The organism is Streptomyces sp. NPDC048473 (genome assembly GCF_043200155.1).
GTDB lineage: Bacteria > Actinomycetota > Actinomycetes > Streptomycetales > Streptomycetaceae > Streptomyces.
Map to the genome: position 1 here is coordinate 67,878 of NZ_JBICXE010000036.1, position 16,276 is coordinate 84,153.

The window sequence follows — 16,276 nt, forward strand, 5'->3', positions numbered from 1 at the left end:
AAAGCCCCTGTGGTCGGTAAACTGCGCACGATCCGGGACTGGATCACCGAGACGGGCGAGAGCCCTTACTTCCGGCAGGTCGGCGAGCGGGTCGGCCTGTCCAGCACCAGTTCCGTCGCCTACCGGTTCGGCCGCCTCGAAGCCCGCGGACTGGCCTGCTCCCGACCGGACCTTCCGGCTCGACCGTCCACGACGGGGATGCTGGGCTGACGAATCCATGACCTCCGCGCCCCGGTCGAACAACACGGTGAGATGGCCGGAGCACCCGTGCGGTGGCGGCTGACGCTGGCGCCCCGCGGCAACGTGGTTCGCACAGGAGCCGTCTTGCGCCGGGCTCCGTGCACCACACTGTGGGTCAGCGACGTCTCCGTCTGTCGGGGCTTTCCACGCCGGATCCGGCCGGGGTCGGAGTCGGTTTCCACTGGTGGCACCAACCGTGCCCGGACCCGGGGACCGTCACCGGCTTCCCCCGGAAGCATCCGATGGAGTACGGATACTCTCCGTTGAGGTGGTAGTGGTACATGACGACCTTCTTGCCGTCCCACATGATCGTGTGTGTGTGACCGTGGCAGACGTCCAGATTCCTGTTCCTGACGATCTTTCCGTCCTCGCCGCGCGGCCCGTAGATCCCGAAGCCGTCGATGGCGTATCCCACGAGCGGTGAGTGCCGGGTACGGGCGTTCGCGGGCCCCCTTGAAGCCTTGCCGAAGCAGGTCTGCGAGGGGCCGTGGTAGTGGTACTGCGTCTGGTACGGATGGCCCCAGCAGCGGTCGAGAGGCAGGGCCGTGTTGGGGTCGACCGGGCGGTCCTGGGCGTCCGTGGCCACCTCCAGGTGGAAGGTGCCGCCGGCCAGAGCCATCCCGGTCGTCAGCTGGTCGATGCACGTGGGCGTCGCCTCGACGGTCGGATTGCCCGGAACGGTGACGTCGCGGTTCTACGGCTTGATGGGGATCGCGGCGGCGTTGGGGTACCCGTGCGCGGGAATCTCCGCGTAGTACTTGTAGGCGGGGGTGCCCCTATGGACGGGGAAGTGCCCGGTGGCATGGTCCGGGAGCCCGTTGCCCTTGAAGTGTCTCCCGGTAGCGGTCGTCGCCACCCGCAGTTTGACCCGCATGACCGGCACGGAGAGGCCATCCACCCATAACGGCCGCTACTCCAGCCACGTTCCGTCGCGCATGATGACTCTGCCGCGCAGCTCTGGTTCGCCTCGCCAGGCGCGCACAGTCTTCGGCACCACGCGCACATACAGAAAGGGACCATTCTCCGTGCGCGGATCCCACCCGAACTTGCCGGTGAACGCGTCCGCTGCGTCTCCGGGCACGTCCTGGTCAGTGAAGCACTCCGCCTCGCCCTGCAGAAGCACCACATCGAAGGTGTCCGGCAGCGACAGGCGCACCCGTGGTTCCTTGCGGACGTTCCGCGCGGTCACGGAAGTTGCGCTGGTGCACATCCACACCGCTCGACCGTCCCATGAAAACCACAGCGGCACCTGGTGCGGCCCGTGATCAGGGTGAGCTGTCGATACCCATACGTCCCGCTCTGTGACGAGCCGTTCCAGGGAGTCGCGCCTACGTTCCGCCACCTGGCGACGAACGAATTCCGTGTTCTGCATGAGTGCCGACCCTAGCCAGCAGGCTCGGGGCGCGCATGGGGCGCCGGTCCTACTCCCAACGACCGACAAGCCCTTCAGCCTTTGCTTCGGTTCTACCTCTCCCGTTCCGCCATCCTGGCCACCTGGCCGGTGGAGGACTACCTCGACCTCCTTGGCACCTGCCGCCGTGACCTCGCTGCGCTCCGTCTTCGCCGAACTCCTCGCCGGCTGCCAGGCCGATGCGGAGCCGTGCACCCCGGAAGACGACGACCGCGTCCGGCAGCTGCTCCAGAACCTGGCCCCGGTCATCAAGGCCGGCCACTGTCCCACCTGCGCCCAGCCGCTGCCCGAGTCCACCCGCCGCCCCCGCAAGTTCTGCACCACCCGGTGCGGCAGCCGCGACCAGGCCATGCGCCGCAAGGGTCTCCTCCCCGGCGGGCCCATTCCGGCTCTGCCGCCTGGAGCCCGGCGAAGACTGGCAGGTTGTGAGCCTCACACCCCATTTCCGCAGGTAGACGGGGTGAGCTGTGAGGCTGTAGGTGGAGCTCGTGCCCGTGTATCTCCTGACAGGTGATCTTGACCGCTTGCCAGGAGATCGTGACGGCTGGCGACTCCTTGCCACCCGACCTCGTTCGGTCCCGGCGAAGTTACTGCTGATAGGTGGCCGGCCTCGCGAGAGTGAGTTCGGTCCACCGCTCCAGTTCCTCGGCGTGGCTGCCGGCCGTGGTCGCCCGGGCGACCACGGCGGCCTCTTCAGGTGTGGGCTCGCCGTTGCGGGAGAGCAGAGCCAGTGGCCAAGCCGGGGCGCTTGGCTGCGCTTTGTCGAAGGGGTGCCACTCCCAGGCCGCGTCGAACCGCCAGGCGCGCCTGTTCTGGTCGGCGACCTCATCGCCCGGTTCGAGGAAGGCGTAGGGGCGGAAGAGCAGTTCGATGCGGATCGGTTCACCGCCCGCCGGGTCGAGCGCGTAGCCCTGGTCCTCAAATTCGGGGTCATGGGTTTCGCCCTGCCGCAGGACTTCCAGGTAGGACTCAGGCCGCGGCAGCATCCCGGTCACCAGAGGCGGATCGAAGTGATCGACCGCCAGGACGTGCACCACGGTCGGGGGGATTCCCACCAGACAGATGTCGTCCGACTTCAGTGTGACCTCGGCCGGTTGCGTTCGGAAGATCTCCCAGTCGTGGGCCTCGGGCGTTGGAAGCGCCCTCTGGCCGTTCCACCTGATGTTCTCCGCCCGCGGGTCCACCTCCAACCAGGGCCACCGTACAGAGACGTAGAAGCGAGAGACATCGGTGACCGTGGTCTCGGTGAACGGACACTCCAGCTCAAGCACATCATTCGGCCGGAACCGGGCATCGCGACTGCCCGTACCCTGCCGGTCTTCCTCGGACCTATCTGTCTGCCTGCCCACCGCGTCCTCCTTGAAGTTCGGAGCGATCATCACAGAGACGGCAGCCGTTACCCACCCCAGGCCCCGGCGGTCAAAGTCGCCTGGCGCACGGTCAAGATCACCTGCCAGAGAACACTTCCGTACGCCCTGGTCCGGCCTGCCGGTGCAAAGGACGATGGAGCCATGGGTGAGCACGACCAGGATCAGGGGTGACGTCGCCGAACCGGCGCGGCTGACGCTGACGACCGTGCAGGCCCGGGAGATGACGGCAGGGCTGCGCGAGGCGATGGACGACGTCCGGCGCTCCGTGGCGGTGCTCGCCGCCCGGGTCCGGGACGCGCACACCGCCCGTGTCCGGGCACCCCTGGGCTGCACCTCGTTCTCAGTTGGATCGACGTGTTGAAGCAGATCGAACAGGGGGAAGCGTGCCGGGTTGGTGCTTCGGCCGGCGGGCATGCCACCGGTTGTGGTCAAGATTCGCCGGGTTACGGGTCTGTCCCAGTGGGCTGCGGGCGTTGACAGGTGCGGAACGGCGGTGGGAACCGCCGTCCCGGCCGGCCGGCGGCGTGCCCCGGCGCGGTACGGCGCGCCGTGTCCGGCCCCTGTTTCCCTTGCCGGACGGCGGCAGGGAGCGGGTGCGGCGGGGGGTGGTGCGGGCGGGGTGTGCCCGGTGGTGGTGCGTGTTGTGCCTGGCTGTGCGTGTAACAGGGCTGTATTAGCGGGTGGTTGGGCGGAACGCCTCGCCGGGCCGGGCGGCTCTTGGTGATCAGAAACGCTCGCTCGTACCGACCGTGCCGAGCGGCCGACACCCCCCACCGACACTGAGGAAGAAACAATGCGCGTACAGAAGCTCACCTTCGCCGCCCTGGCCGTTGTCGCGGGTCTCTCGCTCACGGCCTGCCAGAACGGCGACGAGGACATGGGACAGATCGCCCCGTCGTCCGCGTCCACCGCGTCTTCCACGAGCGGCGGTTCGGGATCGGGCGGTTCGGACCAGGACGGCGGGAAGGACTCCGCCGGAAAGGGATCCGGCGGGCAGGGCACGACCGCCGGGACCGGCTCCAGCGAGAACGGCAAGGTCGGCAAGTGCCGAACCGACGAGCTGGAGATCACGGCGACGGACAGCACCATCGACGGCGACCCCGATGGGACCGTCGCGGTGGAGCTGAAGAACGGCGGCGGCCGGGACTGCGTGCTCTCCGGGTACGCGGGCGTCGACCTGAAGACCAGCTCGGGGTCGCTGTCCGCGAAGCGCACCGGTGAGAAGGCCACCCCGATGACCCTCAAGGACGGGAAGTCGGTGTACTTCGGCATCAACTACCCGATCAACACGTCGGGCGGCTCCGGCGTCCGCATCACGGGTCTGGTGGTGACCCCGCCGGACGAGACGAAGTCGGTCACCCTCGACTGGCCGGGCGCCGACACGCTGCCCGTCACGGACGGCTCCGGCTCCCAGGTGAAGGTCGGCCCGATGGGGAGCGCCGGTCAGGGCGGCTGACCCGCACGTCCCAGGGTGCTCAGGCCGCGCCGCGCCGCTGCCCGAGCACCCGCCAGTCGACAGAGAAAGCAGCTGGGAGGCGTACCGCGACGCGCAGTTCGGCATCAGCCGCGCACACGCGTACCGGCTGCTCGACGTCGCCCGCGCCCTGCGCACCATCCGGCCGTCGCCGCCGGCACCGATCCGTCCCGCACGCGAGACACCAACCCGACCGCCGCGGCCGCGCTCGACCACGGCCTGTCCCAGCGCACCCTCATCGCCGTCTCCGGCCGCACGGGCGACGTCACGGAACTGGATATCACCCACCGCCTCGCCACACTCGCCCACAGCGGCCTGACGGCCCTCGACGAACCCACGCGCTGCGCGCCGTGGTCCGCCAGACCGTCCACGACGTCCGCACCACCCCGCCCCCACCGCCCGCCGCTCCGCCGACGGACCCCGCACACACCGCGCTGCGCCGCGTCGTCGACGACCTCGCCGCCAGCACGTACACGATCGGGGAGTTATTTCCCACCTGGTGCTACTTCCCCTGGAACCTCATGTCCCAGTCTCCAGGTGTCCATGATCAAGGGGAAGCTTCATCACCTGTCGGACGACCCGTCTCATGAATGCGTGAGGTTAGCGGGGTGGGGTTGTCTGAGTCAGGGGCAGGCCCAGTTCAAACCAGACCACCTTACCGGCCGAGAGACGTGTCGCTCCCCACCGTCGGGCCAGCCGGTTCACGAGGAACAGCCCCCAGCCGCCCTCGTACATGTCCCGGGCCCGGCGCTGGCGGGGCAGCTGCGGTGAGTCGTCGCCGACCTCGCAGCGCAGGATGTCGGTGCGCAGTAGCCGCAGCGTCACCGGCCGCTCCGCATAGCGCACGGCATTGGTCACCACCTCACTGACGAGCAGCTCCACCGTGTCGGAGAGCTCGTCGAGCCCCCAGCGGCTCAGCGCCCCGCGGGCCAGCCTGCGGGCCCGTCCCGGGGCGGTCTCCTCCGGTTCCAGGTGCCAGTAGGCGACGTCGCTCGGTGGGATCCCGTCGAACCGGGCGGCGAGCAGCGCGACGTCGTCGTCCCGGTCGCCGGGGCCGAGCATGTCGAGCACGTCGTCGCAGAGGGCCTCCAGCGGCGGCGAGTGGTCCGGGCCGGTGAGCCGGGCGGTGGCGGCGAGACGTTCGCGCAGCTGCTCGATCCCGGTCCAGACGTCCCGCAGCCGGGACTCCACCAGACCGTCGGTGTACAGCAGCAGTGTGGCGCCCGCGGGTGCGTCCAGCTCGACGGCCTCGAAGTCCACACCGCCGACGCCGATCGGGGCGCCGGGCGGCACCCGCAGCACCTCCGCGCGGCCGCCCAGATGGAGCAGGACGGGCGGCGGATGCCCGGCGTTGGCGATGGTGATGCGGTGCGCGACGGGGTCGTACACCGCGTAGAGGCAGGTCGCCATCGAGTCCGGGCCGATGCGCTGGGCCTGCTCGTCGAGGTGGTGCAGCACCTCCTGCGGCGGCAGATCGAGCCCGGCGAGGGTCTGCGCGGTGGTACGCAGCTGACCCATGATCGCCGCGGAGGGAATGGAGTGACCCATGACGTCGCCCACGACCAGCGCGACCCTGCTGCCGGGCAGCGGGATCGAGTCGTACCAGTCCCCGCCGACCCGGGCCGTCTCAGCCGCCGGCAGGTAGCGGGATGCGAGCTTGACGCCCGTCGGCTGGGGAAGCGAGCTCGGCAGCATCATGCGCTGAACCTCGTCGGCGACGTACGCCTCCCGCCCGTACAGCGCGGCCTTGTCGACGCCGAGCGCGGTCTGGGTGGCGAGCTGAGCGGCGACCAAGAGGTCGCCCGAGTCGAAGGCCAGCCGCTCGGGGTGGCGCAGGAAGACGACCGCGCCGAGAACCCGACGACGCCCACGCAGCGGGGCGAGGATCGCCCGGTGGCCGCTCGGCACACTGGGGCCGTCGCCCAGCAGCTCGGGCAGGGCAACGCGGGCGACGGCGGAGTCGCCGAAGACGGGCCTGACACCGCGCAGCACCTCGGACAACGCGCTGCCGGATCGCACCTCGCACCACTCGGCCGCCGAAGCGATCTCAGTTTGCGGGTCCAGCACCGGCATCAGGGCGGCGGCCGAGCCGTCGCTCTCCTCGGCGGTCGACCGCAGCCGGTCGCTGCGGCACAGGCGCAGGACGAACGGCTTCACGGGCCGCTCATCCCCGACCGGCAGTGGGTCACGCAGGTAGACCAGAATCGCGTCCGTAAACGTCGGTACGGCAGCTCGGCAGAGGCCAAGGACGATCTCATTGAAGTCAATGCCGCGGGAGATGCGTCGGGTCGCGGCTCCGACGAACCGAATACGGTCTGACTCTCTCCTCAGAATCAGCTCGGCTCCGGGCCCTTCGTCCCTGCTGGGAGGGTTGTTCGGGGTTGTTCCGAAGAACTTGCCACCGATGGTGACGCCCCAGTCGTCGACCCCAGGGCCGTCAGGAACCAGGTGTCCCCACCTCGCCTCCCGACCGGGATCTCCAGGGGGTCCGCGCCACCCCAGCTCGTCGGCGATCTCCTCCACAGCCTCGTGCTCGCGGTCGAGTACGGCACGGGCCGTCTGAAGTGCCTCGTCCATCTGATCGAGTGCGCTGTCCTCGTCGGATCGGCCGGTGAACTGCTGAGGAAGGTGGATGCCCGAATCCGGCGGGGGTGTGGCGCCCGGACTGCCTTCGGTCCGAAGACCCTGAAGCTCGGCTTCCAGAACGATGATCCTTCGAGCCGCCGTGTCCGCCAGGGCCTGCGCCTTTTCTCGTTCGTCCTCCGCGCGGGCGAGCTGGAGGCTCAGGTCGCCTTGCTGCGCCGTGGCACGCCCGAGGCGGTGGCGCACGGAGCCGATGCCCGTGGCATCCGGGGCCGGGGCGGCATTCAGAGCGTCCAGACGCCGCGTGAGCTCGGAGACTTGAGCCTGAGCCTGCCCCAGGAGGTTAAAGAGAACGGTTGCGACCTGCAACGACTGGTTGCGTGCACGCTCGCTGGCCTCGTAAGCCTGCCGAACGCGGTTGAGTTCCTCCAGCGCGCTGAGGGCTCGCTCCTGGGCCTGGAAGATCTCACGGGCAGACACTGCCGGTTCGCCGTCGGAAGCGATCACGGTGGGGTGGGTCTGGGCGGCCTCCCACAAGGCGCGAGCGGGCTCCAGGCGGCGATCAGTCGCAGCTTGGGGCTCGTGTCGAAAGCAGGAATCCACGACCGCCTCGACCATGTCCCATGTCAGGCCTTCGCCTGCGAGCCGCTCACGCAGCTTCCGAAGCGGGGGCACCACTCCGTCGTGGAAGTGGTCTGCGGTGAGCCGGGCGTGTAACTCGGAAACGCTCAAAGCCGCTTCGTCCAGCCACGACCTGACGACGCCGACAAGCTCGTTGATCTCAGTGCAGCGCCCCTTGGTCTCCCCCCACGGGCGGCCCGGCCGCTTCACGCCAGTCACTCTTGACGTCCCTTCAGGATTATCGCGAACAACCCTGTGTTGTCGGCGGAACAACATCCAACCTGCATGTGAATGCTCCTCGCAGGTGGATCCTCGAATTGCCCGAGCGCCGGGCATTCCCCCAATCCGCAGGCACGGCCTGCTCAAACGAGAGGCGACCAACCATGAACATCTTCACCGACGCGCTGCCGGAGTTCCTGGGGGCACTGGGCTCGGCCGGAGCGGTCGGTACCGTGATGTGGTGCTTCCGCGGCTGGCACCGGCGGCGCGCCAGAGACTGCCCGGCACCGGGGCCCGCGCCCGTCAGCCACGCGGAGTTCGTCGGTGGTCAGGCAGCGCCCGCGGCCCGGGGTTACGCCACAGTCAGGCGCTACACCCTGCTCGGCACGTCGGCAGAAGACGGCAGCCCGATACAGCTGGCCAGCACACGGTCGGCCGGGACGGTTATCGTCTGGCCGGTCGGAGCCAGGCAGGAGCGCTTCGAGCTCACCGACGTGCGGCTCTACGACGGCACGTTCGCGGCCGAGCCCGTCGACCGGTACGAGACGGCTCGCTGAGCCGACGCCGAAGGGCGCAGCCTCCCGTCGGAGGCTGCGCCCTTCGGCGTCTGTTCTGCCGCGCATGGTCGTCAGGCTCTGGGCATCCAGGCGCGGATCTCTAGGCAGACGATCGGTGTGCCGGGTTCGATGCGGTCGTTGTCGACCAGCCACTTCTGCACGGCGGCGGCGACGTCACCGCCGGCGGCGTCGACCATGGCCTTGAACTCGCGTCCGTCGAAGCCCTCTTCGCCGGATCCGGGGCCGCCGCGGTTTTCGGCGTAGGCCCGTTCCTCCGTACTGTCCCGCCGCTGGACGACGTTGCGCCGCACCCCCGGGGAGTCAGCGGCCCGGCCGGCGTCGTGCTTGAACGCGCCCTTTCGGGCCCGCACCGTGAACGCGATCTTCCCGCCGAACTGTGCCGCGTCCTCGACGACCGGCCGTAGTCTGCTCGCGCCGGACGCGATAGCTCCTCTAAGGAGGAGCTGGCGGCCGCGATGGGCGACCTGGAGAAGGTGCTGGGCAACCGGAAGGCGGGCACCGGCGAGGTGCGGCTGTCGCCGGAAGGAGAGCTGACCATCCCGCCCGCTGTCGGCGAAGGACATCCCGGCCGAGGCCGCCGAGCTGAAGGAAGAGCTCTCGGAGCTGCTGCCGCTGGCCCCGATCGCCTCGCTGCTGGTCGAACTCGACCGCCGCACCGGCTTCCTGGACTGCTTCACCCACGCCGGCGGCAAGCAGACCCGCTCGCCGGAGCTGAAGCGCAACCTGCTGGCGGTACTGATCGCGAACGCGACGAATCTGGGCCTGGTCCGGATGGCGGAGGCGTGCGGGATCTCGTACGACATCCTGGCCTGGACCCAGGAGTGGTACATCCGCGAGGAGACCCTGGCCGCGGCGAACGCCGCGGTCGTGAACTACCACCACCGCCTGCCGCTGACCCAGGCGTTCGGCGGCGGCACGCTCTCGTCCTCGGACGGGCAGCGGTTCCCGGTGAAGGGAAAGTCGACGACCGCGCGGGCGATGAAGAAGTACTTCGCCGGTCAGGGCCTGTCGACGTACACGCATGTCTCGGACCAGCACACGACGTTCGGCATCAAGGTGATCGTGGTGACGCGCCGGGAGGCGCACTACGTGCTGGACGAGATCATGGGCAACAAGACCGACTTGCCGATCACGGAGCACGCGACCGATACGCATGGCGTAACGCTGGTCAATTTCGCGCTGTTCGACTTGGTGGGCATGCAGTTGTCACCGCGCATCCGGGACCTGGGGAAGATCACCCTGTACCGGATGGACCCGAAACGGAACGTCAACAGCCTGTGGCCGGTGGTGGGGCCTCTGCTCACTCAGAAGATCAATATGGGGTTGATCGAGGAGAACTGGGACGACTTGCTCCGCCTGGCTGGGTCGATCAAGTTTGGGCACGCTACCGCCTCGCTGATCGTGGGCAAACTGTCCGCCTCCTCGCGTCAGAACACCCTGGCGGCGGCGCTGAAGGAGTACGGGGCGCTTCGCCGTACGATCTACGCCGCCCGCTATCTGGCGGACGAGACCTACCGGCGCAGGATCGCTCGGCAGCTGAACAAGGGCGAGTCCCTGCACTCGCTTCACCGCAGCCTGCTGTACGCGCACGGGGGCGCGATCCGGCACCGCCACCTGGCCGCGCAGACCGAGCAGGCGTGGTGCCTGACGCTGCTGACGAATTCGGTGGCGACCTGGACGACGGAGTACTACGGCCTGGCGATCGGACAGATGCGGGCCGAGGGCCGGGCGGTCGACGACGAACTCCTGGCCCACATCTCCCCGGCCCACAGTGAGAACGTGAACTTCTTCGGAACGATCAACGTTGAAGTCGACACCGAGCTCGCCAAACTCAATCCGGCTGGTTATCGCCCCCTGCGGCCCCGCTGCCCAGACCGGACGTAATGGCAGGGCCATCGAGCAGGGGCTGAACATCGAAACCCGCGCGAACCATCAGTCCCTGAGCGCGTCGCGGACGAGCCAGGCCCGGTCGGGTTCGTCGTCGTCGCCGGGCCAGGACGCGACGAGACCGCACACGAGATCGCGGTGCTCGTCGAGCAGGTGGTCGCAGGTGAGGCCGAGCGCGGCTTCCACCTGGACGGGCAGGACACTGGAACGGGCGGCGCGCAGGAGCACGGCGGTGACCTGCGGCCCGGGCACGTCGAACAGGGCGATGACGGCAAACGTGCGGTCGTCCGTGGCGGCCGAGGGGTCGAAGATGATCTCTTCCAGGGCGGTGACGACTCGGTCGTCCGGCTCGTCCCACCGGTCGAGGCAGTCCTGCGCTGCGCGGAGTGCGCGCTCGCGGGCCAGCGGTGCAGAGTCACGGCGCCGGAGCGCGGCAGCGAGCAGCGCGGCGTCCTCGGGCTCGGCGAGCAACGCCAGGACGTCGAGCGCGCTGGCGTGGCTGGCATCGGTCTCCGGGCTAGCCTTCGCCGATGACGGCGACAGCGTCAGGAGGTGGCGAGCGAGGGTGAGGACGTTGGGGCGGAACGCCTCTACGTCCAGGTCGAACCGGGCGAGACCGTCGCTGTCGCAGAAGTGGTCGAGGGCGATGCCCACCATCGGGACGAGCCCGCTGTACAGCATGGTCCGAAACGCCTGCCGGTGAGCCCGTTTGCTGGTGGGGGCGCGCATCTCGCGATGGACCTGGAGCAGCCCCGGGCTCTCGGGGTTGCCCCCCTGCCAGTAGGTGCTGTGCGGGCCGGGGCCCAGGGCCCGACTAACTTCACTCGCCTCGAAGCCGCGCTCGCCGTCCGGCCAGGCGGCGTCGAGCCGTTCCAGCAGGGCGCGGTGGGCGTAGAACCGCTCACCGATCGACAGCGCCCACGCCGCCTCCTGCTGGAAGCGGTAGTCGTCCTCGCCGGTCGCGCGCGCCAGCAGCGCGGTCACCTCCTCGCCGGCCGCGCCGCGCAGCACGCTGAGGGCCTCGCGCCGGTCGTCGATGTCCAGCGAGCGGTCGAACGCCATCTCACCGATCAGCGCGACCAGTCGGGGGTCGGGGGCCTCGGAGCTTGTGAGGATGGTGCCTGCTGTGGCCAGTGCGTTGTACAGCAGTTCGCCGTCCGGGCGGCGCCGCAGCACGGCGAGGACGCCCTCGGCGTCCTCGGGGCCTGCGTCGTTCTTGAGGGCGAGGAGGGCGCTGGCGTGGTCAGCGCCCTCGAAAGCGATGTCGTCGCCGGGCCGGGGCGGGCGGCGGAGCATCTCTCGGGCGACCGCGAGGACCTCTTCCCGGTAGGACTCGAACGGGTTGGCCTCGCCGAACCGGCTGGTGGCGGCGGCGCGGTCGAAGAAGTCCAGGGCGGTACTGCGAGCGACGGTGTCCTCGCTGCGCAGCAACACCAGGAACGCCCGCTGGAACTCATCGGGGGTCGTCGCCGCGTCGGTGGCGTCGAACGCGGCCTGCAGCTCGACATCGTCGAAGTCGCAGTTCCAATACCAGGACTGGAACTCACGCAAGAAGGTCATCATGAACACGCAAAGATCAAATCATCCAAGCGGCCACACCTGCCACTTCAAAGCATGTGAGCGACTGGGATAGTTGCCTCGGGTGTCGTGCGGGGCGGTCGTCGCCGACTCGCAGGGGCGCAGGGTGGGGGCACTCGCAAATCCAGCCGACCGGGAGCTGGATCGATCAAGGTGTCCGGTTGGGGATTTCTCAACGAACAGTCGTGATCTTGCCTGGTTGAAGAGACCGACCTCGCGGACGGCGTCTCATTTAGCGTGTCCGGTGATCTGTCCGGTGAGCGGGGGCTATCCGTACACTGGGCTTGATCCGCTTTGACGGACATTCGAGATCAGGGGATCAGCCCCGGGAGGATGTCCATCATGGAGAGCATGGGGAAGAGGAAGCCTCGCCCTCGCCGCTCGTTCACGCCGGAGTTCAAGGCCGAGATCGTTGAGCTGTGCCGACGCGGTGACCGCTCGGTCGGTCAGATCGCCAAGGACTTCGATCTGACCGAGACCGCGGTGCGTGACCGGGTGAAGCAGGCCGAGATCGACGCGGGCGAGCGTGACGGCCTGACCAGCAGCGAACGCGAGGAGCCGGCCGCGTTGCGGCGGGAGAACCGCCGCCTGTGCGAGGACGTCGACATCCTCAAGCGGGCTTTCTTCGCGCAGGAGACCCGGTGACGGTGCACCCGTTCATCGAGGCGGAGAAGCAGAGCGGCCACAACGTCAAGCGGGCGTGTGAACTACCCCAGCTCCTCGACCAGGTCGCCGCCGAACACCCCAGCATCCGCAAGGTCTGGGTCGACGGTGGCTACCGCCAGCACCTCGTCGAGCACGCAGCCACACTCGGCATCGACATGGAAATCGCCGCCCGCGCCCCCGAGACCAGGGACTTCACCCCCATTCCGAAGCGATGGGCGGTCGAGCGGACCTACAGCTGGCTCATGCTCCACCGCCGCCTGGCCCGCGACTACGAAACCCTGCCCGCCCGCTCCCAAGCCATGATCCACCTCGCCATGGCCAATCTCATGGCACGCCGCCTCACCGGCGAAGCCACCATCTGTTCCGTTGGGCAGCTTCGGTCCACCGGACTGGCCACGGTGTCCCCACAGGGTTTCCACCGCGACGCCGGGCGCCTGCCCGTTCTCGCCCGTCCACGAGGACCGCTTCCACCTGCTGGCCTTCGTTCCGCGGCCCGGCTTCTTGTAGGTCCACCGCGCCCAGTGGGTATGGCCTTTCTTCCCTGAGACCTTGTGGGCGATGATCAGCGGCACCCGCCAGGACGAGGTGTTGTACTGCAGGACGATGCAGTAGTCGCCCCGCGGTGTGCAGCGGTGGGTATCGACGGTCCGAGCAGCAGCAGCGTGGGGGGCCGCGAGTGCCGGCGGGGGAGCGGACACGAGCAGGGCAGCCGCTCCAGCAACGAGACAGATGATCTTTCGCATACACCGCCAACGCCCCGCGGGCATGGAGGTGAGGGGTAGCCCCGGTGGATCACTCGGACGTGGGGGAGTACCAATGCCTGCCTCATGTGTCTGGAGCGGCAGGCCCCGTCAGGAACGTAGTCGGCAGCGGGCACGTTCGCGGTCAGGGGATGGCCAGGTACGCGGCTGCCGCGTCCACGAATGTGTCGTGCGCTGTGCGCGCCGTGCTCTGCGCTGCAGTGAGCGCCTTGATGCTGGTATCGGCGTCGTGCATGTCGTTGGTGGCGACGACCATGGCTTGCGCGGAGGCGCGTACGTCCGGGTCGGTTACGAGGATATGGACCGCGACGAGAGGCCGGGTGATGGCTGAGCGGGTGATGTGGGACGCGCTTCGCAGTTCCTCCAGCCGGACTTCGGGCTCGCCGCGGAGCCGGGCCTCACCGCGCATCCAAAGGGCGCGGCGGTGATCGAAGCCCGCGGCCGCGAGCGTGGTCACCGCGTCCAGCCGGTCTCGGCGCAGCTGCTCGGCTGTTGCAGCGCGCTCGGCCCGGCCGGCGCTCTTGTGCTGGAACAGCCCTGCAACGATTGTGCCGAGTAGCGTGCAGACGACGGCAACAATGGCGGCTGGCTTCGTTCGCTTCCAGCGACAGCGATTGTCGATCTGTTTGTCCGTTGCCAATGAATCCAGCCCGCTTGTGACTGAACCCAGTCGCCGGCAGATCTCAGCAAGCACGGACGGACTTTGCTGCACACATCGTCTCGAAGTCTGACGGTCGGTCCGCCTTGCGGCGCAGTCACGCAGGCCAGGCGTCAGCCCAGCGGACCAACTGGAGCAGGCGCAGAGGCTGATGGAACGCGATGGGTGGGGCGGCAGGATGAGTCGCATGAGCACTCTGGACGCCGCCACGGCCGCAAACTCCGTTGCACCGCCGCCCCGTTGGGCGATCTGGGCCGCGCATCTGACCACCTTGGTCGTACTGCCGAGCGGGTTATGGCGGATCGCCCTGGTGCTCGGCTATCCGGCCGGCTACCTGGACGAGAGCTTCGCGGACTTCGAGACGCTCGGCGCAAAGGTCTGGATGCTGACGCTGAGCGTGGTCTGCGAGCTTCTCGCCTTCCTGACGATCGGTCTGGTGCGGCCCTGGGGCGAAGTCGTGCCGCGCTGGATACCGCTGATCGGAGGGCGCGCCGTGCGCCCGATGGCCGCCGTCGTCCCAGCCGCCCTCGGCGCAGTGGCACTGACCGTGATGTGGGCCAATGTTCCCTGGTGGTGGACGTACCCGCACAATGACATGACGGACACCGGTGACCTCGTGGTCGGCATCCTCTACCAACCGCTCGTCCTGTGGGGCCCCCTACTCGCCGCCGTCACCGTCTCCTACTACCGCCGTCACCGCTCCCCGCGCAGCCGGGGCATAGCGTCTTGAAACAGCGCCCTGTTTGAGAACCTTGCCCCCCGTGTCGGTCGACTGGGTTTGATGACAAGCGGACTGAATTCATTGGCAACGGACACTGTTTCAGTAGCATTTGGTGCTCAATGGCGCGGTGAGTATTCACGAGAAATGACGGCACTGCGGCTCGGCCGTGACGGTTCGGCCAGTTGGTCCGTCGGGGCATCTGGGAGTGAGTCCGGATCCGGACTGATGTCGCGATCGCATCAATCCGAACCCGATGCAGGTCTCTGTCGCGGTGCGCGTCAACGGGTAGCAACAGCCAAGCTGACCACGTAACGCTCCTCGACTGTCCCATTCGGGAAGACTTCAGTCAGGAGCTCCCGCTCCGAAGCCAGGAACGTCTTGGTGGCTTTCTTGCCGAGGACGAGGAAGTCGGAGTAGCTGGCGAGATTCGCGAGATGTGTGTCGAGCGGGACGCCCCTGGTCCACGACACCTGTCGGTTGACGAAGCTGAGGTCGGGCGGCAGGCGACGGAATCGGGCCATTGGATCGGGTTCGTTGTCGTCGGCACCGAAGAGGTGGCGCAGGCGAGTGTCCTGGTCGGCTATCCACGGGACCGTGCTGTCTGAGTCGTTCCACCAGAGGGCGAGTGCACCGCCCGGGCGAAGTACTCGGAGAGCTTCTGGGACGGATTTGCGCTGGTCGGTCCAGTGCCAGGCTTGGGCGTAGGTAAGGACGTCGATGGACTCGGAGGCAAGCGGCAGGTTGTTGCCGTCACCGAGCACCAGGGGGACGGCGGGGAGTCTGAGGCGGAACTGGGAGGCCATTTCAGGGCCGGGTTCGACCGCGATGACGTGTGCGCCGCGGGCATGGAGGAGGGCGGTTGCCAGCCCGGTGCCCGCACCGATATCTGCGACGCGGGCGCCCTTCAAGGGGCGGTTGGCGAGTTCCTCGACGGCATTGAGCAGGGCGGGCGGGTATGAAGGGCGGTTCGCGGCATAGCTGGCGGCGGCCTTGTCGAAGGAACGGGCCTGCGAAGTGATCGTCATGTGACCATGGTCGACGGCCCTAGGCCATCTGGCACAGTGCTTTGCTGGATCTGCGGCAGGACCATCATCTTTCACCAAGAGCATCCCGATGACGAGCACGGTTTCCATCGCGCCCATTCCTTGAAGGTCCATAGCCATTTCTGACGTCCGACAGGCGATCTGAGGCGCCCCGAAGTTCTCGGACAGCGGTCCCCATAGGATCGAAGTCCAGAACGGCGGAGAGAGCACGTGGCACAGAAGCGTAGGAAGTTCAGTCCTGAGTTTCGGGACGAGGCGGTCAAGATGGTGGTCGTGGAGTCCCGCCCGATTGCCGAGGTCGCCCGAGAGATACAAGTAAACGAGGGAACGCTGGGCACCTGGGTCAGCCGGTACCGGCAGGAGCACGCCGAGGAGGAGCCTCCGCTGAACATCAGCGAACGTGCCCGCCTGCGCGAACTGGAACGCGAGAACCGGGAACTCCGTATGAAGACCGAGTTCCTGGGAA

The 16,276-nt window shown here is 68.3% G+C and carries 16 protein-coding genes and 3 pseudogenes; 10 read left to right on the plus strand and 9 right to left on the minus strand.

Annotated features, from left to right (window positions below; translation table 11 throughout):
- Positions 1–9: 9 nt before the first annotated feature.
- A complete protein-coding gene (locus ACGFU7_RS36980; RefSeq protein ID WP_393701952.1) occupies positions 10–210 on the plus strand; it encodes a hypothetical protein in 201 nt (66 codons plus the stop codon).
- A 145-nt stretch (positions 211–355) separates the two neighbouring features.
- On the opposite strand, the pseudogene ACGFU7_RS36985 reads toward ACGFU7_RS36980, so the two are convergent.
- From ACGFU7_RS36985 to ACGFU7_RS37000, 4 genes and pseudogenes are all read right to left on the minus strand, one after another.
- A pseudogene (locus ACGFU7_RS36985) lies at positions 356–913 on the minus strand (YHYH protein); the annotation flags it as partial.
- Positions 914–934: 21 nt separating this feature from the next.
- Positions 935–1,114, minus strand: a complete 180-nt coding sequence (locus tag ACGFU7_RS36990) for a hypothetical protein (RefSeq protein ID WP_393701953.1) — start codon at positions 1,112–1,114, stop codon at positions 935–937.
- A gap of 36 nt (positions 1,115–1,150) precedes the next feature.
- Complete coding sequence (locus tag ACGFU7_RS36995; RefSeq protein ID WP_393701954.1) at positions 1,151–1,612, minus strand: pyridoxamine 5'-phosphate oxidase family protein; 462 nt, start codon at positions 1,610–1,612, stop codon at positions 1,151–1,153.
- A 626-nt stretch (positions 1,613–2,238) separates the two neighbouring features.
- Positions 2,239–3,030 (minus strand): hypothetical protein, encoded by a 792-nt coding sequence (locus ACGFU7_RS37000; RefSeq protein WP_393701956.1) that lies wholly within the window; start codon positions 3,028–3,030, stop codon positions 2,239–2,241.
- 136 nt (positions 3,031–3,166) lie between these two features.
- Here ACGFU7_RS37000 and ACGFU7_RS37005 point away from each other — a divergent pair, with 136 nt between their 5' ends.
- Positions 3,167–3,382, plus strand: coding sequence for a hypothetical protein (locus tag ACGFU7_RS37005; RefSeq protein ID WP_393701958.1), 216 nt, complete (start codon positions 3,167–3,169; stop codon positions 3,380–3,382).
- Positions 3,383–3,814: 432 nt separating this feature from the next.
- Positions 3,815–4,477 (plus strand): DUF4232 domain-containing protein, encoded by a 663-nt coding sequence (locus ACGFU7_RS37010; protein ID WP_393701959.1) that lies wholly within the window; start codon positions 3,815–3,817, stop codon positions 4,475–4,477.
- Positions 4,478–5,095: 618 nt separating this feature from the next.
- On the opposite strand, the pseudogene ACGFU7_RS37015 reads toward ACGFU7_RS37010, so the two are convergent.
- A pseudogene (locus ACGFU7_RS37015) lies at positions 5,096–6,826 on the minus strand (SpoIIE family protein phosphatase); the annotation flags it as partial.
- 198 nt (positions 6,827–7,024) lie between these two features.
- Here ACGFU7_RS37015 and ACGFU7_RS37020 point away from each other — a divergent pair.
- Together ACGFU7_RS37020 and ACGFU7_RS37025 are read left to right on the plus strand one after the other, a co-directional pair.
- Entirely contained in the window at positions 7,025–7,795 is a 771-nt protein-coding gene (locus ACGFU7_RS37020; protein ID WP_393701961.1) for a hypothetical protein, read from the plus strand.
- Between the two features lie 287 nt (positions 7,796–8,082).
- A complete protein-coding gene (locus tag ACGFU7_RS37025) occupies positions 8,083–8,475 on the plus strand; it encodes a hypothetical protein (RefSeq protein WP_393701962.1) in 393 nt (130 codons plus the stop codon).
- 71 nt (positions 8,476–8,546) lie between these two features.
- Here ACGFU7_RS37025 and ACGFU7_RS37030 read toward each other — a convergent pair whose 3' ends face one another.
- The gene (locus tag ACGFU7_RS37030; RefSeq protein ID WP_393701964.1) at positions 8,547–9,173 is read right to left on the minus strand and encodes a hypothetical protein; all 627 of its coding nucleotides are present in this window, start codon (positions 9,171–9,173) and stop codon (positions 8,547–8,549) included.
- Between ACGFU7_RS37030 and ACGFU7_RS37035 the strand changes: the two genes are divergently transcribed.
- Positions 9,160–10,380 (plus strand): transposase, encoded by a 1,221-nt coding sequence (locus ACGFU7_RS37035; protein WP_393701973.1) that lies wholly within the window; start codon positions 9,160–9,162, stop codon positions 10,378–10,380. The two genes, ACGFU7_RS37030 and ACGFU7_RS37035, sit on opposite strands and share 14 nt — an antisense overlap.
- A 48-nt stretch (positions 10,381–10,428) precedes the next feature.
- On the opposite strand, the gene ACGFU7_RS37040 is transcribed toward ACGFU7_RS37035, so the two are convergent.
- Complete coding sequence (locus ACGFU7_RS37040; RefSeq protein ID WP_393701965.1) at positions 10,429–11,934, minus strand: hypothetical protein; 1,506 nt, start codon at positions 11,932–11,934, stop codon at positions 10,429–10,431.
- 378 nt (positions 11,935–12,312) lie between these two features.
- Between ACGFU7_RS37040 and ACGFU7_RS37045 the strand changes: the two genes are divergently transcribed.
- Together ACGFU7_RS37045 and ACGFU7_RS37050 are read left to right on the plus strand one after the other, a co-directional pair.
- A complete protein-coding gene (locus ACGFU7_RS37045) occupies positions 12,313–12,606 on the plus strand; it encodes a transposase (RefSeq protein WP_393701967.1) in 294 nt (97 codons plus the stop codon).
- 68 nt (positions 12,607–12,674) lie between these two features.
- Positions 12,675–12,986, plus strand: a pseudogene (locus tag ACGFU7_RS37050) (transposase); the annotation flags it as partial.
- Positions 12,987–13,512: 526 nt separating this feature from the next.
- On the opposite strand, the gene ACGFU7_RS37055 reads toward ACGFU7_RS37050, so the two are convergent.
- Complete coding sequence (locus ACGFU7_RS37055; RefSeq protein WP_393701974.1) at positions 13,513–13,968, minus strand: hypothetical protein; 456 nt, start codon at positions 13,966–13,968, stop codon at positions 13,513–13,515.
- Positions 13,969–14,224: 256 nt separating this feature from the next.
- Between ACGFU7_RS37055 and ACGFU7_RS37060 the strand changes: the two genes are divergently transcribed.
- Positions 14,225–14,776, plus strand: a complete 552-nt coding sequence (locus ACGFU7_RS37060; RefSeq protein WP_393701968.1) for a hypothetical protein — start codon at positions 14,225–14,227, stop codon at positions 14,774–14,776.
- Positions 14,777–15,045: 269 nt separating this feature from the next.
- On the opposite strand, the gene ACGFU7_RS37065 is transcribed toward ACGFU7_RS37060, so the two are convergent.
- On the minus strand, positions 15,046–15,792 hold the full coding sequence (locus ACGFU7_RS37065) for a class I SAM-dependent methyltransferase (RefSeq protein WP_393701970.1): 747 nt from the start codon (positions 15,790–15,792) through the stop codon (positions 15,046–15,048).
- 228 nt (positions 15,793–16,020) lie between these two features.
- On the opposite strand from ACGFU7_RS37065, the gene ACGFU7_RS37070 reads away from it, so the two are divergent.
- On the plus strand, positions 16,021–16,276 hold a 256-nt coding region (locus ACGFU7_RS37070), incomplete at its 3' end, for a transposase (RefSeq protein WP_393701972.1).